This window comes from Erwinia persicina NBRC 102418 (assembly GCF_001571305.1).
GTDB classification, from domain to species: Bacteria; Pseudomonadota; Gammaproteobacteria; order Enterobacterales; family Enterobacteriaceae; genus Erwinia; species Erwinia persicina.
Map to the genome: position 1 here is coordinate 20,935 of NZ_BCTN01000025.1, position 20,823 is coordinate 41,757.

Annotated in this window: 24 protein-coding genes and 2 pseudogenes; 11 read left to right on the forward strand and 15 right to left on the reverse strand. The window is 54.1% G+C overall.

Annotated features, from left to right (window positions below):
• Positions 1-37: 37 nt before the first annotated feature.
• The 9 genes from EPE01S_RS20100 to EPE01S_RS20140 all read right to left on the reverse strand — a co-directional run bounded on the left by EPE01S_RS20100 (position 38) and on the right by EPE01S_RS20140 (position 6,940).
• Positions 38-1,276: a protein-disulfide reductase DsbD family protein gene (locus tag EPE01S_RS20100; RefSeq protein ID WP_062748724.1), complete on the reverse strand. Its 1,239-nt coding sequence runs from the start codon at positions 1,274-1,276 to the stop codon at positions 38-40.
• 26 nt (positions 1,277-1,302) lie between these two features.
• A complete protein-coding gene (locus EPE01S_RS20105) occupies positions 1,303-1,866 on the reverse strand; it encodes a peroxiredoxin (RefSeq protein ID WP_062748726.1) in 564 nt (187 codons plus the stop codon).
• A 119-nt stretch (positions 1,867-1,985) separates the two neighbouring features.
• A complete protein-coding gene (locus EPE01S_RS20110; protein WP_062748728.1) occupies positions 1,986-3,251 on the reverse strand; it encodes a type II toxin-antitoxin system HipA family toxin in 1,266 nt (421 codons plus the stop codon).
• Positions 3,241-3,558, reverse strand: coding sequence for a helix-turn-helix domain-containing protein (locus EPE01S_RS20115; protein ID WP_062748730.1), 318 nt, complete (start codon positions 3,556-3,558; stop codon positions 3,241-3,243). Before EPE01S_RS20115 ends, EPE01S_RS20110 begins: the two co-directional genes overlap by 11 nt.
• A gap of 92 nt (positions 3,559-3,650) precedes the next feature.
• Complete coding sequence (locus EPE01S_RS20120; RefSeq protein WP_062748732.1) at positions 3,651-4,298, reverse strand: TetR/AcrR family transcriptional regulator; 648 nt, start codon at positions 4,296-4,298, stop codon at positions 3,651-3,653.
• Between the two features lie 251 nt (positions 4,299-4,549).
• Positions 4,550-5,173: a pyridoxamine 5'-phosphate oxidase family protein gene (locus EPE01S_RS20125; protein WP_062748734.1), complete on the reverse strand. Its 624-nt coding sequence runs from the start codon at positions 5,171-5,173 to the stop codon at positions 4,550-4,552.
• 82 nt (positions 5,174-5,255) lie between these two features.
• The gene (locus EPE01S_RS20130) at positions 5,256-5,591 is read right to left on the reverse strand and encodes a four-helix bundle copper-binding protein (protein ID WP_062748736.1); all 336 of its coding nucleotides are present in this window, start codon (positions 5,589-5,591) and stop codon (positions 5,256-5,258) included.
• 31 nt (positions 5,592-5,622) lie between these two features.
• Positions 5,623-6,480, reverse strand: coding sequence for an MBL fold metallo-hydrolase (locus tag EPE01S_RS20135; RefSeq protein WP_062748738.1), 858 nt, complete (start codon positions 6,478-6,480; stop codon positions 5,623-5,625).
• A 121-nt stretch (positions 6,481-6,601) separates the two neighbouring features.
• Entirely contained in the window at positions 6,602-6,940 is a 339-nt protein-coding gene (locus EPE01S_RS20140; protein WP_062748740.1) for a hypothetical protein, read from the reverse strand.
• Between the two features lie 501 nt (positions 6,941-7,441).
• Between EPE01S_RS20140 and EPE01S_RS20145 the strand changes: the two are divergent.
• The 4 genes and pseudogenes from EPE01S_RS20145 to EPE01S_RS20155 all read left to right on the forward strand — a co-directional run.
• Positions 7,442-7,660 (forward strand): annotated as a pseudogene (locus EPE01S_RS20145) (con-10 family general stress protein); the annotation flags it as partial.
• A 9-nt stretch (positions 7,661-7,669) separates the two neighbouring features.
• A pseudogene (locus EPE01S_RS23990) lies at positions 7,670-7,741 on the forward strand (con-10 family general stress protein); the annotation flags it as partial.
• 156 nt (positions 7,742-7,897) lie between these two features.
• Complete coding sequence (locus EPE01S_RS20150; protein WP_062748744.1) at positions 7,898-8,416, forward strand: DUF892 family protein; 519 nt, start codon at positions 7,898-7,900, stop codon at positions 8,414-8,416.
• A gap of 16 nt (positions 8,417-8,432) precedes the next feature.
• Entirely contained in the window at positions 8,433-9,014 is a 582-nt protein-coding gene (locus tag EPE01S_RS20155) for a diguanylate cyclase (RefSeq protein WP_255210166.1), read from the forward strand.
• Between the two features lie 15 nt (positions 9,015-9,029).
• Here the strand turns inward: EPE01S_RS20155 and EPE01S_RS20160 are convergent, their stop codons facing one another.
• Positions 9,030-9,650 carry a DUF2913 family protein gene (locus EPE01S_RS20160; protein ID WP_062748746.1) on the reverse strand — a complete coding sequence of 207 codons (621 nt, stop codon included), beginning with the start codon at positions 9,648-9,650 and terminating at the stop codon, positions 9,030-9,032.
• Between the two features lie 181 nt (positions 9,651-9,831).
• Positions 9,832-10,158 carry a hypothetical protein gene (locus tag EPE01S_RS20165; RefSeq protein WP_062748748.1) on the reverse strand — a complete coding sequence of 109 codons (327 nt, stop codon included), beginning with the start codon at positions 10,156-10,158 and terminating at the stop codon, positions 9,832-9,834.
• A gap of 394 nt (positions 10,159-10,552) precedes the next feature.
• Between EPE01S_RS20165 and EPE01S_RS20170 the strand changes: the two genes are divergently transcribed.
• From EPE01S_RS20170 to EPE01S_RS20185, 4 genes are all read left to right on the forward strand, one after another.
• Positions 10,553-11,029 (forward strand): YciE/YciF ferroxidase family protein, encoded by a 477-nt coding sequence (locus EPE01S_RS20170; protein WP_062748749.1) that lies wholly within the window; start codon positions 10,553-10,555, stop codon positions 11,027-11,029.
• 71 nt (positions 11,030-11,100) lie between these two features.
• Entirely contained in the window at positions 11,101-11,607 is a 507-nt protein-coding gene (locus tag EPE01S_RS20175; RefSeq protein ID WP_062748751.1) for a ferritin-like domain-containing protein, read from the forward strand.
• 54 nt (positions 11,608-11,661) lie between these two features.
• Positions 11,662-12,537, forward strand: a complete 876-nt coding sequence (locus EPE01S_RS20180; RefSeq protein ID WP_062748754.1) for a manganese catalase family protein — start codon at positions 11,662-11,664, stop codon at positions 12,535-12,537.
• A 70-nt stretch (positions 12,538-12,607) separates the two neighbouring features.
• Complete coding sequence (locus tag EPE01S_RS20185) at positions 12,608-12,841, forward strand: hypothetical protein (RefSeq protein ID WP_062748756.1); 234 nt, start codon at positions 12,608-12,610, stop codon at positions 12,839-12,841.
• Between the two features lie 27 nt (positions 12,842-12,868).
• Here EPE01S_RS20185 and EPE01S_RS20190 read toward each other — a convergent pair whose 3' ends face one another.
• Entirely contained in the window at positions 12,869-13,693 is an 825-nt protein-coding gene (locus EPE01S_RS20190) for an OBAP family protein (RefSeq protein WP_062748758.1), read from the reverse strand.
• 120 nt (positions 13,694-13,813) lie between these two features.
• The gene (locus EPE01S_RS20195) at positions 13,814-15,436 is read right to left on the reverse strand and encodes a putative bifunctional diguanylate cyclase/phosphodiesterase (RefSeq protein ID WP_062748760.1); all 1,623 of its coding nucleotides are present in this window, start codon (positions 15,434-15,436) and stop codon (positions 13,814-13,816) included.
• A gap of 158 nt (positions 15,437-15,594) precedes the next feature.
• On the opposite strand from EPE01S_RS20195, the gene EPE01S_RS20200 reads away from it, so the two are divergent.
• The gene (locus EPE01S_RS20200) at positions 15,595-16,395 is read left to right on the forward strand and encodes an SDR family oxidoreductase (RefSeq protein ID WP_062748762.1); all 801 of its coding nucleotides are present in this window, start codon (positions 15,595-15,597) and stop codon (positions 16,393-16,395) included.
• Between the two features lie 349 nt (positions 16,396-16,744).
• Complete coding sequence (locus EPE01S_RS20205; protein WP_255210167.1) at positions 16,745-17,638, forward strand: GNAT family N-acetyltransferase; 894 nt, start codon at positions 16,745-16,747, stop codon at positions 17,636-17,638.
• Positions 17,639-17,680: 42 nt separating this feature from the next.
• On the opposite strand, the gene EPE01S_RS23060 is transcribed toward EPE01S_RS20205, so the two are convergent.
• Both EPE01S_RS23060 and EPE01S_RS20210 read right to left on the reverse strand, forming a co-directional pair.
• Entirely contained in the window at positions 17,681-17,824 is a 144-nt protein-coding gene (locus EPE01S_RS23060) for a DUF2256 domain-containing protein (RefSeq protein ID WP_072277495.1), read from the reverse strand.
• 178 nt (positions 17,825-18,002) lie between these two features.
• Positions 18,003-19,268: an oligosaccharide MFS transporter gene (locus EPE01S_RS20210; RefSeq protein ID WP_062748764.1), complete on the reverse strand. Its 1,266-nt coding sequence runs from the start codon at positions 19,266-19,268 to the stop codon at positions 18,003-18,005.
• 339 nt (positions 19,269-19,607) lie between these two features.
• Between EPE01S_RS20210 and EPE01S_RS20215 the strand changes: the two genes are divergently transcribed.
• Positions 19,608-20,672, forward strand: coding sequence for a LacI family DNA-binding transcriptional regulator (locus EPE01S_RS20215; RefSeq protein ID WP_062748767.1), 1,065 nt, complete (start codon positions 19,608-19,610; stop codon positions 20,670-20,672).
• Positions 20,673-20,823 lie beyond the last annotated feature (151 nt).

Below are 20,823 nucleotides of genomic sequence, written 5' to 3' on the forward strand. Positions count from 1 at the left end.
AGGGGGATGTTGCAACAGCGTTCGCTCATCGGTTCATTCACGTTTTCTTCCCCTTGTCTGCGGCATGTTCGAGCGCAGAGATCACGATGCGCGGCGTCAGCACCTGCGGCAGCACCACCGGTTTACCGCCGTCGGCAGGGTAAACCACGTAAAGTGGCAGACCACCGCGGCCGAAATCACTGAGTGCCTGCTCCACATCGGGATTGTACCTGGTGGAATCCGCCACCATATAGAGGGTGTTGGTTCGCGCCATCGCGGCTTTCACCGCCTGCGTTGATAACGAGGTGCGATCGTTCACCTGACAGGTGATGCACCAGGAGGCGGTAAAATTCACCAGTATCGGTTTCCCCTGACCTTTGATCGCGTCAACATTCTGCGGGGACCAGGCGACCGCAGCCGCCGCGTCCGAAGCCTCAGCCGCCTCCGGCTGGCCGGAAAACGTCGTCAGGCTGGCCAGTGGGGGCACCATGATCAGCACGAACAGCGCCGTAGCAAGATGCTGAGGCCAGTGGCGCCGCCCCATCATGCGGCGTTTCTGTGCGATGCCATACAGCCAGGCGGCAAAGCTCAATACGATGCAACAGGCAAGGATCAGCGCCAACGCCCCCGAGCCAGCCTGACGTTCCAGCACCCAGATCAGCCAGGCGACCGCGCCCAGCATCGGGAACGCCAGCGCGTGTTTCAGCGTCACCATCCACGCTCCGGGAGCCGGTAAGATACGCGCCAGCAGCGGGAAGAAAGCGATCAGGGTAAACGGCGCGGCAAAGCCCAGTGCCAGGGCGATAAAGATCACCAGACTCACCAGCGGCGGCTGGGTCAGCGCATAGCCGACGGCACTGGCCATAAACGGTGCGCTACAGGGCGTCGCAACGATAATCGCCAGCGCCCCGGTGAGCGCCGAGCCAGTCAGACCACTGCGTCCGCCGCCCACTTCCCCCACCCGCTGCGCTGCGAGCCCGACCTCAAACAGCCCAAACAGATTAAGGGCCGAGGCAAGCATCACGAGAATGAGCAGAGCGATCACCAGCGGTGACTGAAGCTGGAAGCCCCAGCCGACGGCCGATCCTCCGGCACGGGCCAGCAGCAGCACGCCCACCAGCAGCAGCATGGTCACCACCACGCCGCCGAGAAACGCCAGACCTTCTGCCCGTGCCCGGGCAGGCCGATCGTGATGGCGGAGCATACTCAGCGCTTTAAGGGAAATCACCGGAAATACACACGGCATCAGATTGAGAATAAGGCCGCCAAGAAAGGCGGCAGCAAGGGCAGTCAGCATAGCGTTACCTGCTTTAAATCGGGACGTTACGCCGGATTGGCCTGGCGATATTTTTTCACGGCATCCATGGCTTTCTGGATATGTGCATCCGGGTTTTTATCGGTATAACTCAGCAGGATTTTGCCGTCCGGCGCAATCACGTACGACGTACGATCCGACAAAGTCTGCCCCTTCATCTGCATGGTACTCTGGTACTCTGCAGCCACTTTAGCCCCCGGATCGGCGGCGACCGTGAACTTGTCCCGGCACTCCAGCTGGGAGAACTTCTCAATCTGATCCACATTCCCGGCGGTCACGCCGATAACGGTTGCGCCCTGCTTGCTGAACGCATCGGTGGCTTCGGCAAAGTCATGGGCTTCCAGCGTGCAGCCCGCGCTGAAGGCGGCCGGGAAGAAGTACAGCACTACCGGGCCTTTCTTCAGGGCCTGCTGCAGCGAGAAGGTGGTCGGCTTACCGGCCAGCGCCGCCTTCAGCTGAAAGTCAGGGGCGTTTGCACCGACCGGCAGAGCGGCAAAGGCAGACGTGACGGGCAGCGCCAGCCCGAGAAAGGCGGTGACAGCCAGCGTGCAGAGGGTTCTTTTCATACGCATAAGTAGTTCTCCAGTGTGAGGCAGGCGACAGCGCCCTGATAACCTTAATCACAGTTTCGTCCGGGGCAGGGCAAAGGTTGCGGTTGCGGGAAAATATTTTTTTCCCTGCCCGCCAGCCCCTATTTCAACATCCGTTTAAGGGTGTCATCGATGCGCTGCTGAATCGTGCGTAACGTCTCCGGGGTGATCTGCCCGGGAAACATTTCGCCGGCCAGCCGGGTAAACCCGGACGCTACCTCACAGTGGCGCTCTATCACCTCCCCGGCCTGTGAAGCGGTCAGTTCAGCCTCCTGCTGCCCCAGCGCTAAAAGGTGTTCACGGCCAATATCCAGCGCTTCCCCCATCACATCCATCTGATGATAGCCGCCCGGCCCTTCACACCAGGTGACATCATACGCCGGTGCCAGCTGCCACTGACCCGGGGCAGACATCAGATAGGCAAAGTTTTTCGGATGATCGTCGCGATTATTGAACACCACGTTGAACACCACCCGTTCAAACGCCAGCGCCTTCTGCCGGACATCATGGGTACACAGCCAGGTGGCACGAAGAAAATTCGTGTAGTCCAGCGCCCCTGGCGTCTGGTAGTTTGCCCCGGTGAACGCCGCAAGACTCTGCATCGGCACCCGCATGCCGTTCTGCCGGTCAAAACGCCGTGAGGCAAACGCAGCCTGGCCATTGGGCAGGGCAAACCAGGCGGTCTCTGGCGTGCTGATCTGGCACGCACGCAGGCACTGCGCATAAACCGCTTCAATCGCACAGACTTCAGGATGTTCCTGCCGGGCAGGGAATTTAATCAGCCAGGCTTCTCTGTCTGTGCTGGCCGCGGTGGTAAAGGCCCCGCTGGTGGCATCGCGATACAACAACGCTTTCGGTCTTGCGCCCTGCGGGGAGCCGCCCATCAGCAGTAGCCGCTGTAAAAACTCCCCTCCCTCACCGTCCAGCACTTCCTGCACCTCAGCCGAGAGCTGCGCCAGCGCAATATCTTCCGCCGGGCTGGCCTCTTCCTGCTGCGAGGGGACAAACGACATCGCCCCCATGGCGTTGTCACCGATCCAGGTCAACCGCTCAAGCGGCCCGATGCGCGCCGCATTCAGCCCGCGCTGGCGGAACAGTCTGTCCATCAGCAGCATACCCCAGCCGTCGGGCAGGGCGTCATACACCGGGCCGGGCAGGCCCATCTGATGAGCCGGGAATGCTCTGCGCAGACGCGGCCCACTCAGCGGCAGGGTGAGCGAGGCCAGTTCCAGCCCGTGGCGAACTGCCTCTTCGCTGTACTCAAACAGGATCTGCGGGCGACCGGTGAGGGCGGTTGAAGAGGCCAGACTTCCCCACAGCCAGCGTTCACCCCAGCCTTCGTACCAGACATCGACTTTACTCACCATCGTGAAGGCTCCGTTTTATACGCTGGCGTGTCGTGTTCTTTTCGTAGCGCAGCAGATCGTCCAGACTGTCGATTTTCGGCGCGAACAGGGCCTCCAGCTCTTTACCGCGTCCCAGCACCATCGCCACCCTGACCAGATTTTCAAACCCCACGCTCCGTCCGGATTCCAGGTTAGACACGGTATTGACCCCAATTCCTGCCCTGGCCGCAACATCAGCCTGGGTCATTTGCTGTGTGAGCCGCTCTTTACGCAGTCGCTCGCACAGCAGCCTGACAATTTCATCGGGTTTGCTGAGAGTTAAATCCATAATAACGGGCCTTAAAATGGTTTTTCATTGTTAACACCCAATATTATAGAGTTAATTTTCGGATAAGGGAAAAAGCGGTAACGTATTCAGTGCTAACGTGCAAAAGGGGTGAGCACGGGGTGCGGTAGCAGCCTGACCGCGTACTGGCCGGTCTGTTTCAGGCTCTGCAGAGTCGCGCCGTCTTTCGCCTCAATCGACATACCTTCCAGTAGCGTGTTCAGCACGGTGGCCAGGGCTGTCGTCGGCGTCCCGGCAGGCAGTTGCTGTTCCTGAACCGCCCGGCGAAGCCGTTGCTCAAACCGATCTTTTCCCTCCTGGCGCAAGGCGCTGACAGCCTCCACGACGCCTGCGGAATCGGATGAGACGTTAATGGCAGCCAGTACCACCATGCAGCCACAGGGAGCGGAAGGTGACAGCAGAATATCTGCTGCCTCGCTGAAAAAGCGGTCAATGGACACCGTCACGTCTGCGGCATCTTCAAGCCTTTCCCAGGTCGCCTGCCAGTAAACGCGCTCGTAATAGTTGACTGCTTCCAGGAACAGTCGGGCCTTATTGCCAAACGCCGCATAGAGGCTGGGAGGATTGATCTCCATGGCCGCGCACAACTCGGCCACGGAAGCGGGTTCAAAACCCTTACGCCAGAAGATATCCAGCGCGCGGATTAACGCCTTATCACGGTCAAAACTGCGCGGTCTGCCTCGCGGCTTCTCACTGGCGGTGCTGACATCATTCCTCTTCATGCCGGTCTCTCATTATTCTCTTGACATTTTATATAGCGGTCACTATACAATAATAAATTAACTAGTGACCACTACAGATATCCGTAGTCCACAGCTTAACGGTGATCATCAGTATGACCGCTATCTCCTCCGTACAGGACGATAACGCCACTGTTGACGTACTGAATCACTATAAATGAAGGTGGGAAAAACAGGCGAAGAGTGTGCTGATGCCACCGGGCATCAGCACGTGACGACAGACACAGTTCGGCTCAGTAGAGCGTCGTTTTCAGCCGCTCAGGCAGCGCATTATCATAGGCTTCCCCGTCAATCTCATCGTGCGAGATCTGCTTCAGGATCGTGCCCGTGCTGGGCAGGGCCGTGCGCGGGAGCTGGAGAGCGGGATCCCACAGCCGGGATCGCAGAATGGCCCGGCTGCACTGGAAAAATACCCGCTGTACATGAATGCGGATGACACAGAGAGGCAGATGATTATCCACGGAAAAACGGGCAAGTAATGCCGGGTCAATACTGATTTCAGCCGTTCCGTTGACGCGCAGCGTCTCTCCGATGCCCGGGATCAGGAATAATAGCGCCACGCGGTTGTCCAGTAGAAGGTTACGCAGGCTGTCAATCCGGTTGTTACCCCGGCGATCGGGCAGCAGCAGCGTATGATCGTCTTCAATGTGGATAAATCCGGCCGGATCGCCCCGGGGCGAGATATCCATACCTTCTGCGCCCGAGGTCGCCAGCGCAACAAAAGGAGAGGATTCAATAAAGGGTCGGTAGGCCGGGTGAATATGATGGGTGACTTTGGTCAGGGAGGGTTTGGCAACAGCACCATACAGACGCTCCAGCGCTTCTACCTCAGTAATCGTTGCAGAAGGGGTTTTCATAGCAGTCCTCTCGTCAGTGAGCTGATCCTGATTATCACCATCACGCCTCCGGGAAACCAGCAAAACTCAACGCGACTGCGCGTCAGGGCAGCCTCATGGCGATGCCCCTGCAGCTTTCAGCACAGTCGAAGCAGGCCGTTGCACATATCTGGCAGTGATCGTGATCGTGCTGACTGCAGGTTTTGCCGCATTTCTCACACGCGTCGGCACACAGCTTACAGATCTGCGGCGCATAGTCGCTGTCCATTGCCAGCAGCTGCGCCGTCATCCCGCATAACACGGCGCACTGTCTGTCAAGCCGGATACAGTCGCGCAAATGCTCCAGATTGGGCTCCTGCAGGCAGGCAGTAGCACAACGCTCACAGGCCGCCAGACAACTGAGGCAGGCGTTAATACATAGCTGATTCATCTCTGACATAAACGAGTCCTCGTATCGTGGTGAAAGGGCACTACTGCGGCCTTTCCGGCACAGGTAGCACTTCCCCGGGGAGAAAAGCCGCCAGTTCGCGCGCATCATGACTGCAAAAAAGCGTGACATCCGCCGGGGCGGAGCAGGCCAGCTCACGCAGCCGTTGTTGATTCAGCCGGCGGGCACGGTTATCAGCAGACATCAGCCACTGATAAAAGCGAAGCCCGGGTGTGCAGTGTCGTTGCTCTCCCTGCATTTCGCTGCGATAAAACCAGGCGTCGCCGCCGTGCAGCAGCCAGCCCTCCGGGGTATTAACGGCGATACCCGCATGGCCCGTCGTATGTCCGGCCAGGGGGATCAGAAGGATTTCCGGGGGAAGTCCGTCAAGTGCGGATACGCAATCAAAACCAAACCATCTTTCCCCCTGCGCCTGATAACCCGTCCAGCCGGAAGCCCCCTGCCACTGTGCCGGCCGGTATCGCGAGCGGGCGAGCCAGCTGTGACGCGACCGGGCGGTATCGATTTCCTGCTGCATCAGGTGAATCTTTGCCCAGGGAAAATCGGAGAGGCCACCCGCGTGATCGAAATCAAGGTGGGTCAGAATAATGTGTCTGACATCGCGGGCTGAATACCCCATCGATTCAATCTGGGATAAAGCCGTCAGGGCGTGTTTATATTGGATGTTGTTCATCAGGCGAAAGAAACCGGCGATGCGTTGATCCGCCCTGCGCACATCATCCCGGCCAAAGCCGGTATCGACCAGAATGAGTCCCTGCCCGTCAGTTTCGATCAGCAGGCAGTGACAGACCAGGTGCGCCTTTATTCCTTTGCTGAACCCGTCGTATAAGGCACCGCCCAAGGGACACATGCAACCACAGTTAAGGTGGTGAATTCGCATATCACTCCTCTCAAATGCTGATCATGACGTTTCGCGTGCACGCCGTTCGGTGTTGAAGGATTCGCAGATTGCCCCTGACCGGACGCTTTATCTGAAAACGATGAGAACGTCATATTCAGCGCTAGATAACCAGCTGCTGAGTCTTAACAGAATATTTTTCGTGATGCCTGTCACATTCGTTTTTTAATGTATTTTCCTGCGAAGGGGATTCAACAGACTGAAAGCGTAACGAAGCGAAATGTATATTTCCCAAAACAGAACCGCGGGAAAGAGAATCAATAAGCAGGGAGGTCTGAAGCTCTCGTAATAACTGATTATTCTGTTGAATAAGTGTATCCAGCCGTTTTTTATCATGAGAAGAACCGCTGAAACCGCTAGCAATTTCAGACAAAATCTTTTTACGCTTCTTTTCGTTACGGTAACGTTCCTTAATTATCTTAAGTGTTGCTTCATCTGTCATCCGCACCTCCTCGGTGTATTCAGGTGATAAGCCGTTATAAGATGTTTTTTAACAAATACCCTCGCCGTAAAGAACGATTACAAGACGACTACCGCACAACACTCAATACTGCACCACGTAAAAACGAACTCTAATAATATACAACTTATACAACCATGAAGTAAAATTAGGAAGATTCCTAATACACTTATTATGCATTGATTTTCAACAACAATTTTTTAACAATGCGCCACAAACCCGTGCATAATTGTACGGTATTTTTTTGTTTGTATAATTTAGCGGTTTAAAAAACAACCTGCTTTAAAATATTTTCTTATTTCTTTCTTTTTAATTACGCGGAGTTAAGTGATTTAGGTATAAATAGATATACTTTTTTCATCACTTTCATTTGCGCACCCTAAACAGTTTGTCTAGTTTTAAATGCACACGGAATGTTGATGAACAAGCGAAACGCAACGGAATAAGGACGTTCTCTAATCTGAAAAATATGAGGAACACATTATGACTGAACATCGTGGTGGATCTGGTAATTTTGCAGAAAATAAAGAGAAAGCTTCTGAAGCGGGCCATAAAGGCGGTCAGCACAGCGGTGGGAACTTTAAAAACGATCCAGAGCGTGCTGCTGAAGCCGGCCACAAAGGCGGTCAGAATAGTGGCGGGAATTTTAAAAATGACCCACAGCGTGCTGCTGAAGCCGGCCATAAAGGCGGCCAGAATAGTGGCGGTAACTTTAAAAACGATCCGGAAAGAGCGGCCGAAGCTGGTCGCAAAGGTGGACAAAACAGTCATCGCAATGACTGATGTCATCTTGTGACGACTGATCAGGGCCCGTGAAAACGCGATGGCGTTTCACGGGCCCTGAACATCATTCAGCCACAGAACGAATGCGGATGCCGATAGCCTCTGATGTCTCAGGTGTCAGCCTGATACAACGTTCTGCGCTTAACGGAGAATGGAATGCAACCTGAAAAAAGTTACCACTGCTGGCTACGCGATGCCTGCGCAATTGAACGTCACGCAGAAATTGCGCTGAATGAATTAAAGCAACACCTGTCGCCATGGCCAGAACTGCAGGAACATGTCGAAACGCATATTAAAGAAACCCGATCGAACATTGCCCTGCTCAATGAATTTATGCAAAAGCGCCAGATCGATTCGGTTGCGCTGGGCAGCGAGCGGGTCTCTCATTTCAGGAACTGCATTCAGGGGATAAACAGTCTGCTGATGTCACCGGATCCGGTTAATAATTTCATCGGCAGCTATCTGCTGGAAGCTTACGAAATCGGCTGTCTGACGCCGCTGATCGCCGCGGCAGAAGCGCTGGGCGATCAGGAAGCTATTCTGTTATTCGACAAAATAATCCAGAAAGATTTTAAGATGGTCAGGTGGGCGCTTGAGCATCTGCCGGACATCACACGGAATCAGCTTTTCCCCGTGGACACCTACGCGGAAAAAGTGAGCCACGAGATCCACTGAGAGGAGGCACACGCTGATGATGCAGCATGCCGACCCGGTACTCTTATTATTACTTTATGGCGTTCTGCCCGTCTGGCTGATTGCCGGTTTTTGTGACTGGCTGTGTCACCGGGCATCGGATATTGAAACGACGTCAGGCAGCAAGGAATCCCTTATCCATCTGTTGATGTTTCTGGAGATGGGGATCCCTTTGCTGGCCGCACTCTTACTGCAGGTCAATGCTCTGATCCTGTTGGTGATGATCGTCCTTTTTCTCTGCCATGAAGCGACAGCGCTCTGGGATGTCAGCTATGCCGTCACGACGAGACGCGTCTCGCCCATTGAACAGCACATACACAGTTTTCTCGAGATGGTGCCATTAATGGCGCTTCTGCTGGTCATTTCCCGGCACTGGCAGCAGTTTCTGTCTCTCTTTGGGGCCGGTACTGAGCGCAGCGATTTCACGTTACGCCTGCGGGAGACGCCGTTACCGGTGGGCTACCTGGTGACCCTGATGACGGCGATTATCCTGTTTGAAATTCTGCCTTATCTTGAAGAGTACTGGCGTGGTCGCAGGGCCGCTCAGCACAGGGCGACGCAGGGCGACCCATCCGGTTAAAGCCCGCTGCGTATTTCAGCGCAGACTCTCTCCGACTTCAAATTGTTCAGATTGTTCAGTCGCGGATAAGCTGAAAAGCGTCACGCTGTAAAATCCACGGTCATCAACGAAGCCAGTCGCACTTAATCGCGCATCCTCCGCCAGCAACATCAGACCGGGAAATGCAGCACTCAGGCGTATGGTCATCGGGTAAAGCATGTTTTCATTCAGATCAAAACCCTGATGCAGAGCGGACTTGCGCAGATAGACGGCAGGATAGGTCAGCCCTTTTGGGGTCATGCTGTCCCATTCACTGTCTGGCACCAGCACATCACGCCAGCCCACCATCTGCATCGCTTCAAAGAAAGACGTGACTCGGCGAAGATCGGACAGCGCTTCTTTTTTTCCTGTACAGGTATTCCAGATATATTCCGCCTTTGCTCTCAGTCCAGCCCGATAATGCAAACGCTTACCTTCTTTAAGAAAGAAATCTATCTCCGGAGCAACGCTCACCGGAAAGATCTTTTTTCTTTTTGCCTGTTCAAGCCAGCGCATAATAAAAATATGCTCTTCCAGTAATGAGCGTTGTCCATTTTGATGAAAGAGCCTGACGGCCACCAGCAGGGCCCAGGAAAAGTCTCTCACCGCAAAATTCATTCTTTTAACCTCTGGCAAAGCAAATCCTCCAGTGATGGCATCTGGTTTTATAAAAATGGTTGAGTAAAGAGTAAAGTGCTTAACTCGGATAACAATGACGAGAGCCAGTGCGTGATGACAATGGCTTTCTTTTTTTAATATAAACCTTCGTGATACGGATTTATTTTTAAACGCGACTTACTTACCCGGAACGCCGCCAGTGCGAAGAAGACAGCGTCATACTGATGTTGTCGGGGACATCGTGGTCCTTTCTTCTCCAGGGGAACCTGGCATTCTTAACGTGGCTGTATTCCCTCAGCCATGCAGAAAGCCTGACGATACAGAGCTCCGCCTCTTCCTCGGGCACCTTACCGATAAACAGTAGTGAAGGTTGTTCTTTATTATCAGTGAGATAAATCTCACTCCGGCTCCTGCCTGAGCAGGGATCTGTGTCACGGATGATTTTAACAGCAACAAAATCCAGCCGCGGCCAGGCTGATATCAGCGCAAAGATACGTTGTTTTTCCATTACCGCCTCAGGGTAAGTTCGTTATGAGTATGCAGATAATCTCAGCATCACGTTCACGAGGAAAAACTCTACTCATGCCAAAACGAGTTGTTCCCGGTAGTCTATCAACCTTGCGTACGGGGGCAAGAAGATGCGGTTTCGCTTAATAAAAAGTCGTCTCTTCACCACCGAAAAACAATTGTGGCAAAGAGTCAAAAAAAAGCAAACTATACAAAAAATTAAAATTTGTACAATATTAAAAGCCGACCTCCTCACCTCCTTAAAAATTGGATTTAAGAATATTCTTACCATGTTTTTTTAATATGAGCATGATCTTCACCTCATCCTGACTAAACTTAGAAGCGTCTGTGGAAAACTTCCCTTTCTTTTTATTCACCCTTATTTGGATACCACTATGAAAATTACAACGCTGGAAGATTTATTTATTCATGACTTATCTGACATTTACAGCGCTGAGAAGCAGATTACACGAGCGTTGCCAAAAATGGCACGCGCAGCAACAGATGAAAAGTTGATTTCTGCCTTTAAAGCGCACCTGGAAGAAACGCAGGGTCAGATTGAACGTCTGGACAAGCTGGTTGATGTTACCGATGGCGTTCGCATTAAAAGAATGAAGTGCCACGCACTGGAAGGCCTGGTAGAAGAAGCACAGGAAATCATTGAGGCCGTTGAGGCAGGTCCGGTGCGGGATGCCGGTCTGATCGGCGCGGCACAAAAGGTGGAGCACTATGAGATCGCCACTTACGGCACCCTGCATGCGATGGCGCTCCGTCTGGGCTATGAAGAAGCAGCCAGCCTGCTGGCTGAAACGCTGAAAGAAGAAAAAGCGACCGATGAAAAACTGACCGTAATTGCAGAACAACAGAACTGAGGGATTGGTCTTGCTGACCATCAGCCCGTGAGTCCACGCGGCTCGCGCATTTGTTCAACGAGGAGAATGCTATGAACTACGAAGACCACTACCTTTCCTGGGTAAAAGACGCTCATGCCATGGAAAAACAGGCGGAGAGTATGCTGGAAAAAATGGCGGCACGACTAGAACACTATCCGGACCTGAGGGCAAGGATTGAACAGCATATTGAAGAAACACGTGAACAGCAGGCTTTGGTTCAGTCAGTCATTGATCGTTACGACACCTCCAGCTCGATGGTGAAAGATGCCATGGGCAAGCTCTCTGCCATGGGCCAGGCGATGGGAGGCATGATGGCAGACGATGAAGTCGTTAAAGGCGCCATTAGTGGTTATGTCTTTGAAAATTTTGAAATCGCAAGTTACACCTCTCTGATTGCCGCAGCGGAACTGGTCGGCGACATCGAAGGGGCACGCATTTTTGAACAGATCCGTGAACAGGAAGTGGCCATGGCTGACTGGGCGCTGCAACATCTTCCTGATGTCACCGAACAGTTTATGGTGCGCTCTGCCACGCCAGGCGTGGAAGCCAAAAAATAGACGACCCTATGGCCTGCTTTCGGGCAGGTTTTTCATGAACAGCGGGAGTAAACCATGTTCAGACACGTCAAACAACTGCAGTACACCGTCCGGGTCGCAGCACCCAATCCCGGCCTGGCAAACCTGTTACTGGAACAGTTCGGTGGTCCCCAGGGGGAACTCGCCGCCGCCTGCCGATACTTCACTCAGGGGCTGGGTGATGACGATCCCGGACGGAAAGATATGCTAATGGATATCGCCACCGAAGAGCTGAGCCACCTCGAAATCATCGGATCACTGGTCGGCATGCTCAACAAGGGAGCGAAAGGGGCCCTGGCTGAGGGAACGGAACAAGAGGGAGAGCTTTACCGGGAAATCACCGGGAAGGGGAATGACAGCCATCTTACCTCCCTGCTTTACGGCGGCGGGCCACCGTTGACCAACTCGGCTGGCGTTCCCTGGACAGCGGCTTATATTGACACCATTGGTGAAGTGACGGCCGATCTGCGCTCGAATATTGCTGCCGAAGCGCGGGCAAAGATCCTCTATGAACGGCTGATTAACGTTACGGATGATCCCGGTGTTAAAGACGCGCTGGGCTTTTTGATGACCCGGGAAGTAGCCCACCAGCTCTCTTTCGAAAAGGCGTTGTACGCCATCCGTAATAACTTCCCACCGGGCAAGCTGCCGCCTGTGGAGCAGTATGCCGGTGTTTATTACAACATGTCACAGGGGGGAGACGTCAGAGGGAGCTGGAATTCTGACGAGAACTTCCGCTATGTCGATAATCCTGCGCCGGCCGTTGACGGTGGCGATGGTGGTGCCAGTGTGGCCCTGCCACCAGAAGCCCAGGCCGATCTGGATAATCTGAAATTGCGCACGGCATCGGATACCACGCTTAATCCGGTCACGGGCGCAGAGCTGGGCTCAGAAACACCCGTTGATAAATAAAGGGTATCCGCGCCCGATAAGCACACAGGTTAACCACGACAGGGGTTAACCTGTTAACAGGAGAATAGCGGTGTTTCGTTTGTTGAAAAATCTGTTCAGCAGCCCTGAAAATCTGCTCAACGTCTTATCCAGCGAAGACATGGAGGAAGCCCGGCAGGAGAAGGAAGCGATCCTGATTGACGAAGATGGCAACGCCAGCGTTAATACCGACAGCCCGGAAATGAAAGCCAGCTTTGCGCGGCATGTGGCGGCGCTTCGTAATGCGGGTGGCCGTGATATTGACGACAGCCACGCTGGCTCCTAGTCCGCTACTCTTCTGCTCCCCGACACGTTACATCTCGTTATCATCCGCAGGAACATCGTGATCCTTGGCGTGTTTTAGGACGCGCTCCGAGGTTGAAAAAGACGTAGTTCCCTTTGCATATTCACCGCCACCAGCCACTCTCTTCAACTGGATGACATGCCCTTTTTGCCAGGCATCAGCCTGTGGGTCGACCGCGTCACTGCGGAGGTCCTGCCGGGACTGTTTAATGCTCTGCGTATTCGTACCGAACCGGCGATCGCGATCGGCAAGCAGACGCGGATCGAGCTGGCCATCAGCAGTGAACCCCATCATCAGCGCCGGGATCCCGAGGGGCAATGTTTTATCGCGATCGGTATGCCAGGTATGCCAGGTTTTCCCGTAGGTGTTGACGATCCTCGCCATAAGCTGCTTTTCAAGCGGAGCGGGCAGCCCGGGGGCGATCAGCGTGCCCGACTTCACCTCATAGCGGTGGCTGTGCCAGAGTCGCTTCTCTTCCGCCGGCAGGCCCTTATAGAGACGCTCGCTGATGATATATTCAATGCCCATCAGCCGCGCGTCGCGCGTGTTCCCATCATAAATAACCGCCTGCATGACATCGTCATTCAGCACGGTCACATAATGGTGTGCCTCCATCTGGCCGTTCCGGTCACCGCTGTAAAAGTGGAAACCATCAAGATAGGTGTTGATGGCCGCAATCGGCGGTCTGGCTTGAACGAGCCCGGCGCCGGTGGATAACGCGCTCAGCCCGGGGGAGGTGGGCTCGCCGGGTGACGTCACCTGGGGGCCGGTGTTGTTGCCGCCGCAGCCTGCTAGAAAAACGCAAGCCATCAAGGATGGTCGTGTTAACTTCATGTCACCTCCCGGTCAGTTAGCCTCAGATATCTGGGCTGTTTACACCGGATAAGTTTAGACCATCTGGCTGCCTGCATCAGGGGAAATCTCAGGTTTTGGCCCCCGCAAAGGGGAGTAAACTTACCCCACCGTGAGTACTGCGCGGCTCTGCATCTTTTCATTTAAGAGCGCGCTCAGCTCTTTCAGGGCGGTGCCGTTGAACAGGTGAGGCACGGCCTCTCCGGGAACCGGCTTGCCAAAGAGATATCCCTGGGCAAAATCGCAGCCGTGCATCGCCAGCCACTGTGCCATGTCGACTTTTTCAATCCCTTCGGCCGTGACCTGCATCTCCAGACTTTTCCCCATTGCCAGAATGGCATCAACCATCTGGTTTTTATTCGACGACTGCAGGGCAATAAAAGAACGGTCAATTTTGATCTTATCAATTGAGAGCTGTGTCAGATGATACAGGCCGGAATAGCCGGTACCAAAGTCATCCAGAGAGACGGATATTCCCATCGCCCTGAAGGTATTCAGGTTCGTTTTCGCGTTATGCAGATTGGTGATCAGCGCCTCCTCGGTGATCTCAATTTCCAGGCGTGAGCAGGGGAAATGTTCTTCCAGCAGTTGTTGCCGCAGACTTTCCGGGAAGCCCAGATCGTCAATCATCGATGCGGAGACATTGATGGCCAGGGTCAGATGCGACTCCCAGTTCAGGGCAATGCGGCACGACTGGCGCAGCATCTGTTCGGTCAGTGCAGGCATCACGCCCATTCTGTCGACGTCAGCGATAAAATCGGCAGGCATCAGCAGGCCCCGCCCGGGATGATGCCAGCGTGCAAGAATCTCAAAGCCGGAGATCTGCTGGCTGTGCAGATTGACGATAGGCTGGAAGTAGGGGACAAATTGTCCCTGCTGCACCGCCTCAATGATTTCACGTTCAAAACGCTCTCTGGCACGCACGGCCTCACCGTAAGCCGGATCGTAGAACCGGTACGCGCCGCGCCCGTTATTTTTGCTGTGATACATCGCCGTGTCGGCGCATTTCAACAGCAGATCCGGCTCATTCGCATCCTGCGGGGCGAGGGCAATCCCAATGCTGACACCGGCAGAAACAGGGTGAGGGGTGGAGGCCAGTGGCTGAGAAAGGGCCATGCAGATACCCGATGCCAGCAGAGCCAGTTCATCCTGGGTCATGCTGCCGTCGATCAGCAGGGCAAACTCGTCGCCCCCAATCCGGGCAACGCTAATCCCCTCACGGCGGAAATGCCTGAGTCGTTCTGCCAGCTCACACAGCACCTCATCACCGGTGGCGTGTCCGAAGGTGTCATTAATGGGCTTAAATTTGTCGAGGTCAATAATCATCACGGCCGTGCCGGTTTCACGGTTACTGAGCGCCTGCCTCAGGCGTTCCATAAAGACCCGTCGGTTATGCAACCCGGTGAGCTCATCATGACGCGCCAGCCGCAGTGTTTCCTTGCGGGCCGCCATAATTTCCCCATTACTCTGGCTGAGAGAGATCAGCAACCGCCGGATGATCCAGCCGGGAATGAGAATCGACAGTATGGCAAAGGCGGTCGAAGTGAAGACGAAACGCCAGCGCTCCGCCGTTTCAAAACCGCCGTCATAGGGAATACCCAGCCAGGGCAGAACGATGCCTTCAAGCGTAAATTCCCACAGGGTGGCCAGGGCCGCGACGCTGATCAGAGAGATAAACAACCAGAAAGCCAGTCGCCATTGTAGTTTAGAAGACCGATCTTCCACGTCAGAGATCCTGATAATTAAGGAGGGATTATTCATCACTATCGGCCAGGGTCCTCTAAACTTGAACGACCGGCGACAGGCCGGTGCGGTACGAATTCTGCCGCCATGCGGACGGCAGGGGCAGAGACACGACAACATTCGCGGAATGAGGAGAGTTTATGAGGGTATCACTCAGGGGGCAGGTGGCGCTGGTCACCGGCGCGAGCTCCGGAATCGGGTACGCCTGTGCAGAAACGCTGGCAGAGGCCGGTGCGAGTGTGGCGATCAACTATCACCGTCAGGCTGAACCCGCCGAGGCGCTGGCCGACAGGATCCGTACCGCCGGTGGCCGTGCCATTGCACTGCAGGCCGATGTGTCGAAAGAGACTGAAGTAAAACAGCTTTTTTCCCGCACGATAGCCGAATTTGGCGTTCTGGATATCCTTGTCGCCAACTCCGGCCTGCAGAAGGACGCGCCCGTCAGCGAAATGACGCTGGCAGACTGGAACGGGGTACTGGAGGTGAACTTAACCGGGCAGTTCCTCTGCGCGCAGGCCGCCGTCCGGCAGTTCCGCCAGCAGGCGCACCGGCCCGAGGTCAGCCGGGCCGCAGGAAAAATTATCCATATGAGTTCGGTACATCAGCGCATCCCGTGGGCGGGGCACAGTAATTATGCCGCCTCTAAGGGCGGGGTGGATATGCTGATGCAGTCGCTGGCACAGGAACTGGGTGGCGAGCGCATCCGCATCAACGCGGTCGCGCCCGGTGCGATTGCAACCGCCATTAATCAGGAAAGTACCCAGGGAGAGGCGGGAGAAAAGCTACTGAAACTCATCCCGTACGGCCGCATCGGTGACGCTGAGGACGTGGCGAACGCGGTCGTCTGGCTGGCCAGTGACCTGTCAGACTATGTTCATGGCACCACACTGTTCATCGATGGTGGCATGAGTCTTTATCCCGGGTTTCGCGATAATGGCTGAGCGATAAGGCGCAGTCATCGGGTACGGCCAGAACTCCTGTTCTGGCTTTGATGCCGTATAAAGCACGTCGTCTGTACAGACCGGATTTAACCACGCATCGTGGGAGGTCTGAAAACGTATTAATCTGTGCGTGGTGATCAACGCCCTGACAAGCTGTCATCCGGCCATTCCTTTTCCATCCTTCATCACAGACGGATAATTCAGCCTGTATTTATCAACCTTCCGTCAAGATTCAGTCAATATATTATCGGTAAAGAAAAATCAGAGAAAGATAATTTTCTGATTCATCTTGAACATATCTTGATAAAGCCTGCTTAGTATGAAAGTCTGGTTAACAGCAATTTATTATATGATGAGAAAGTTAAAAAGATTACTTTATGGATGGGAAAAGTCCGATGCTAAAACCTACCGGCACACTTATCAGTTATTTGGCGGGAGTTTGAATGTCAACCCGGATGTCCTCGACTTCATCGGTGATCATGAAAACCTGCGCATCCGTTACTTTCATCGCGAGAAAAATGGCGTGATTACCGGGGGTTATCCGGTGGTTGAAGATCAACATGTTGGAGTAAACATATGGGAAAAATACCCTTTCTCCTATGACGAAATCCTGCTCCCCCTGCCTGCGGAAGCAAAATTACTTTTTCCGGATAAAACAAACCGATTATCACCCGTACATAATAAAGTTCTGCTCAACGTTAATTATTCATTCGCACGGAAAAATGCCATCTGCATTGTTGAGCAAAAACTTTCGGCCAAGAGCGAGAAAAATCGCAGAAATGAATTCAACCGTTTTATTAAAGCCGGGGGAGTGATCTGCGACCAGTCTGATTTTTCTGCTGAAGAACTTGCTCATTTATATGTACATCTGTTTAACGCGAGATTTCGGGGAACAGTAAAATGTTTTAATGTCGATGTGCTGACAAATACAATTAGCTCACTGCGACATCTTTTCTTTGGCAGCATCCTGTTTGTCAGAGACATTCCCTGTGCGATGGATCTGGTTCTGCACGCGGCAAGTGATCAGCAGATCTATTTTGACGTTCCCAATGGCGGCATTGACCCTCGTTTCTCATCGCTGAGCCCGGGGAGCCTGCTGATGTGGAAAAACATACAGGCGGCCAGGCAGCTCTGCGAAAACACCCACAAAAAGATGCGGTTTTCGCTTGGCGCATTAGATGCAGAATGGAATTATAAATTACGCTGGGCCACCCCTTATAAGACCGGAAAAGTGGTCATCTGACTCCGCGCCGCCCCCCGACAGTTGAAAGGAGGGGGTGATTATTCAGCGTAAGTCTTTCTTACGCCTGCAGCGTTCTGAGCATTTACGCACCTCGTCCCAGCATGTCTCCCACTTTTTTCGCCAGCTAAAAGGACGTCCACACACCGTGCAAATTTTTGTCGGAAGCGCGCTTTTTTTCACCCCCATCCTCCTCTCTGACGTTTATCCCCCGGCCTTTTAGCGCCCGGAGTCCCGAAAAGGAGAGTATAACGGATAACATTCGCGCTGCAGGCTGGCGCGACTGTTCCCCTTATACCCAGCAGCAGGAGGACAGCGTCGTACCCGCCAGATCGGCTGGCGGGTACGACGCTCTGCCGGCTTCGGCTTACAGCGTAGCCGTATCCGCCTTTGCCAGCGGACGCAGGCCGCGACCGGTCAGGGTAAAATAGGAGATCACGGTAAAGGTGGTGGTGATCAGACCCAGAATCAGGTAAGCCTGATGGAAGCCTACAGTGTCATACATTCTTCCTACCCACGCGGATAGCACCACGCCAGAAAGCTGTTTAGACAGGTTAAATCCGATCAGGAACAGGGTGGCCGATACGCGCGGATCGAAGACCGAAGAGATGTATTTAAAGGTGCCGACCAGCAGGAAAGGCAGCTCAAACATATGCAGCATTTTCAGCAGGATCACCTCAACACCGCTGCTGGCAAATGACGACCCGATAATCCTGACTGACATGATGGCACCGGCCACAAGCAGGGCGTTTTTTGCCCCGATGCGGTTAATAATAAACGGTGCGCAGAACATGATGCAGGCGTTGAGTAATTCCCCGCCGGTAGTGACGAATCCAAAGATCTCGGTGCCCCGCTGGGGCGAAGAAAAGAATCCTTTAAAGAAGTTGGCAAACTGCTGATCGAACACGTCGTAGATACTGGCAACGCCGATAACATATAACAGGAAAGCCCAAAAGCGCGGCATTTTTAACAGTTCCAGCGCCATCGCCAGCGAGAACTCGCGCTGGTTCGCCCCCAGCTTATTCAACACCTGAGCCGTCTGGTTCGGCTGCGGACGGGAGACCACCAGCAACACCGCCAGCACCACCCCGAAACCGGAGGCTATCCAGAAAGTAATATTGGGGTTGATGCTGAACAGCAGCCCGGTGATGGAGGCGCAAATGGCCCAGCCCACGCAGCCCGACACCCTGACTTTGCCATATTCAAAGCGGTTGGTACGACTGACACGCTCGATATAGGCTTCTACTGCCCCCGCGCCGCCGGAGAAAACAAACCCAAGGTACAGCCCACCCGCCAGCGCACCTGCATAAATATTGTACTGCAGCAAGGGGGCGAGAACGTAGATAAAGAACGGGGCGAATAAAATCAACAGCACGACAATGGCCCAGAGCAGATGCTTGCGCAGGCCCAGCTTGTCAGAGATCAAACCGAAAGCCACCTGGAAAACGATGGCAAATAAGGCGATAAAGGAAAATACCAGACCGGTTTCAGACTTGGTGAGGTGATTAACGTCCGAAAGCCATATTGGGAAGAAGGGAAAATAGGCCGACATGATGAAATAGTAAAAGAAGAAAAACAGCATAAAATAGATGAAGTTATGCCGTTCCTGCGTAGAAAGCTGCGTCATTTTCATAGTGTCACCTGGATTATTATTCTCTCATGGGGATGAAACGCCCCGTCCACGCTTCCTGATGTTGAATAGCGCCACTGCCTTTTCTGCCCCCCGGGGGGATGCCGGGTAGCCGGGACACCACCTTCTTCCGTGTTCCGGTCCTGCCTGCTCAGAATGTATAGCGCCATACATTTAAACTGGAGTAAAAACGATATCAGTCCGTATGAGCAATGCTTTTTACCGGTATTTTTGAGCCAAATCACGCTAATAGCTGATTATTTCCTGTAATGTCGTGCGCATGACATTTATTCTCCATTTAATACATTTTCCGACAAGAAGTGTTTATGACCAGGAAAAATAATGAATAAACGGCAGGCAACACTGGAGGATGTCGCCAAAGCGGCAGGCGTCTCCCAGCAGACGGTGTCACGGGTGCTGAATAACCCTGACATTGTCTCCGAGCGGACGTGCAACAAAGTGCTCAGCGCCATGAATACGCTGAATTATGTCCCTAACCGCTCGGCGCAGATCCTGGCAGGCAAGACCCTGCCCACGTTTGGCTTGCTCACCACCTCTCTGGCCCTGCATGCCCCGTCGCAGATAGCGTCATCCTTTAAACACCATGCGGAGAAGGTGGGGTATCAGGTGGCCATCTCGATGCTGAAAGACGGGCAGCTGAATGTACTGCAGACCGCGCTAAGTGAGTTCAGCGCGCAGAAGATCAACAGCGTAGTGATGAGCCTGCCACTGGAAAAAACCGAGGCGGAAACGCTGGCACAGGATAATCCCCACATGCAGTTGCTGTTCCTCGACGTGCCTCCCGCTGCCGGGGTCTGTCATCTCGGCTTTCTGCACAACGACGGAACAGCCAGCAGCGTCAATCTTCTGCTCAGTCTGGGTCATGAAAAATTCGGCCTGCTGGCCGGGCCGGAGAGTTCCATTTCCGCGCGGCTTCGCCTGGCCTGCTGGCGCGACGCGCTGTGCAAGGCCGGCGTCCTGGAGCGGGACGTCGAATACGGCGACTGGAGCGCCAGCAGCGGCTGGGTAAAAACCATCGAATTATTCAGCCGCCATCCTGACATCACCGCGATGCTGGTGGCCAGCGATCAGATGGCCTTAGGGGTCATCAGCGCGCTGCGGCATCTCAACCGGCGTGTCCCCCAGGATGTGTCCGTTATCGGCTATGACGATACGCCCGACAGTCAGTATTTCCATCCGGCCCTGACCACGGTCAGGCAGGACTTTGACCTTATCGGTCAACGCGCCGTTACTCATCTGTTAAACAGGATGAATTCCCCGCAGACCGTCTTTACCGACCTGCTTCCCACCACCCTGATGATCAGGGAGTCCACCGCCCAACCGGCGGTTACAGGGGCGGAGGATCCGCTGATCCGGCAGCTTAAGGCGCTGGTTCAGCAGCTTTAGCAGCCCACCGGGGATCTGACGCCCGGCACGGCAAAGGCCTTAGCGAGCATTACCTTTTCCTATCAGTGAACCTGCCTGGGCATAAACGGGCAGGGCGGGAGCCGGTTTTTTGAGATTTTACGCTGCCACTTTGGCTTAACTCATCGGGTTT

Excerpts from the sequence above, each read along its gene's own strand:
- EPE01S_RS20100 (WP_062748724.1), bottom strand. The coding sequence starts at position 1,276 with ATGCTGACTGCCCTTGCTGCCGCCTTTCTTGGCGGCCTTATTCTCAAT.
- EPE01S_RS20105 (WP_062748726.1), bottom strand. The coding sequence starts at position 1,866 with ATGCGTATGAAAAGAACCCTCTGCACGCTGGCTGTCACCGCCTTTCTC.
- EPE01S_RS20110 (WP_062748728.1), bottom strand. The coding sequence starts at position 3,251 with ATGGTGAGTAAAGTCGATGTCTGGTACGAAGGCTGGGGTGAACGCTGG.
- EPE01S_RS20115 (WP_062748730.1), bottom strand. The coding sequence starts at position 3,558 with ATGGATTTAACTCTCAGCAAACCCGATGAAATTGTCAGGCTGCTGTGC.
- EPE01S_RS20120 (WP_062748732.1), bottom strand. The coding sequence starts at position 4,298 with ATGAAGAGGAATGATGTCAGCACCGCCAGTGAGAAGCCGCGAGGCAGA.
- EPE01S_RS20125 (WP_062748734.1), bottom strand. The coding sequence starts at position 5,173 with ATGAAAACCCCTTCTGCAACGATTACTGAGGTAGAAGCGCTGGAGCGT.
- EPE01S_RS20130 (WP_062748736.1), bottom strand. The coding sequence starts at position 5,591 with ATGTCAGAGATGAATCAGCTATGTATTAACGCCTGCCTCAGTTGTCTG.
- EPE01S_RS20135 (WP_062748738.1), bottom strand. The coding sequence starts at position 6,480 with ATGCGAATTCACCACCTTAACTGTGGTTGCATGTGTCCCTTGGGCGGT.
- EPE01S_RS20140 (WP_062748740.1), bottom strand. The coding sequence starts at position 6,940 with ATGACAGATGAAGCAACACTTAAGATAATTAAGGAACGTTACCGTAAC.
- EPE01S_RS20150 (WP_062748744.1), top strand. The coding sequence starts at position 7,898 with ATGCAACCTGAAAAAAGTTACCACTGCTGGCTACGCGATGCCTGCGCA.
- EPE01S_RS20155 (WP_255210166.1), top strand. The coding sequence starts at position 8,433 with ATGATGCAGCATGCCGACCCGGTACTCTTATTATTACTTTATGGCGTT.
- EPE01S_RS20160 (WP_062748746.1), bottom strand. The coding sequence starts at position 9,650 with ATGAATTTTGCGGTGAGAGACTTTTCCTGGGCCCTGCTGGTGGCCGTC.
- EPE01S_RS20165 (WP_062748748.1), bottom strand. The coding sequence starts at position 10,158 with ATGGAAAAACAACGTATCTTTGCGCTGATATCAGCCTGGCCGCGGCTG.
- EPE01S_RS20170 (WP_062748749.1), top strand. The coding sequence starts at position 10,553 with ATGAAAATTACAACGCTGGAAGATTTATTTATTCATGACTTATCTGAC.
- EPE01S_RS20175 (WP_062748751.1), top strand. The coding sequence starts at position 11,101 with ATGAACTACGAAGACCACTACCTTTCCTGGGTAAAAGACGCTCATGCC.
- EPE01S_RS20180 (WP_062748754.1), top strand. The coding sequence starts at position 11,662 with ATGTTCAGACACGTCAAACAACTGCAGTACACCGTCCGGGTCGCAGCA.
- EPE01S_RS20190 (WP_062748758.1), bottom strand. The coding sequence starts at position 13,693 with ATGAAGTTAACACGACCATCCTTGATGGCTTGCGTTTTTCTAGCAGGC.
- EPE01S_RS20200 (WP_062748762.1), top strand. The coding sequence starts at position 15,595 with ATGAGGGTATCACTCAGGGGGCAGGTGGCGCTGGTCACCGGCGCGAGC.
- EPE01S_RS20205 (WP_255210167.1), top strand. The coding sequence starts at position 16,745 with ATGATGAGAAAGTTAAAAAGATTACTTTATGGATGGGAAAAGTCCGAT.
- EPE01S_RS23060 (WP_072277495.1), bottom strand. The coding sequence starts at position 17,824 with ATGGGGGTGAAAAAAAGCGCGCTTCCGACAAAAATTTGCACGGTGTGT.
- EPE01S_RS20210 (WP_062748764.1), bottom strand. The coding sequence starts at position 19,268 with ATGAAAATGACGCAGCTTTCTACGCAGGAACGGCATAACTTCATCTAT.
- EPE01S_RS20215 (WP_062748767.1), top strand. The coding sequence starts at position 19,608 with ATGAATAAACGGCAGGCAACACTGGAGGATGTCGCCAAAGCGGCAGGC.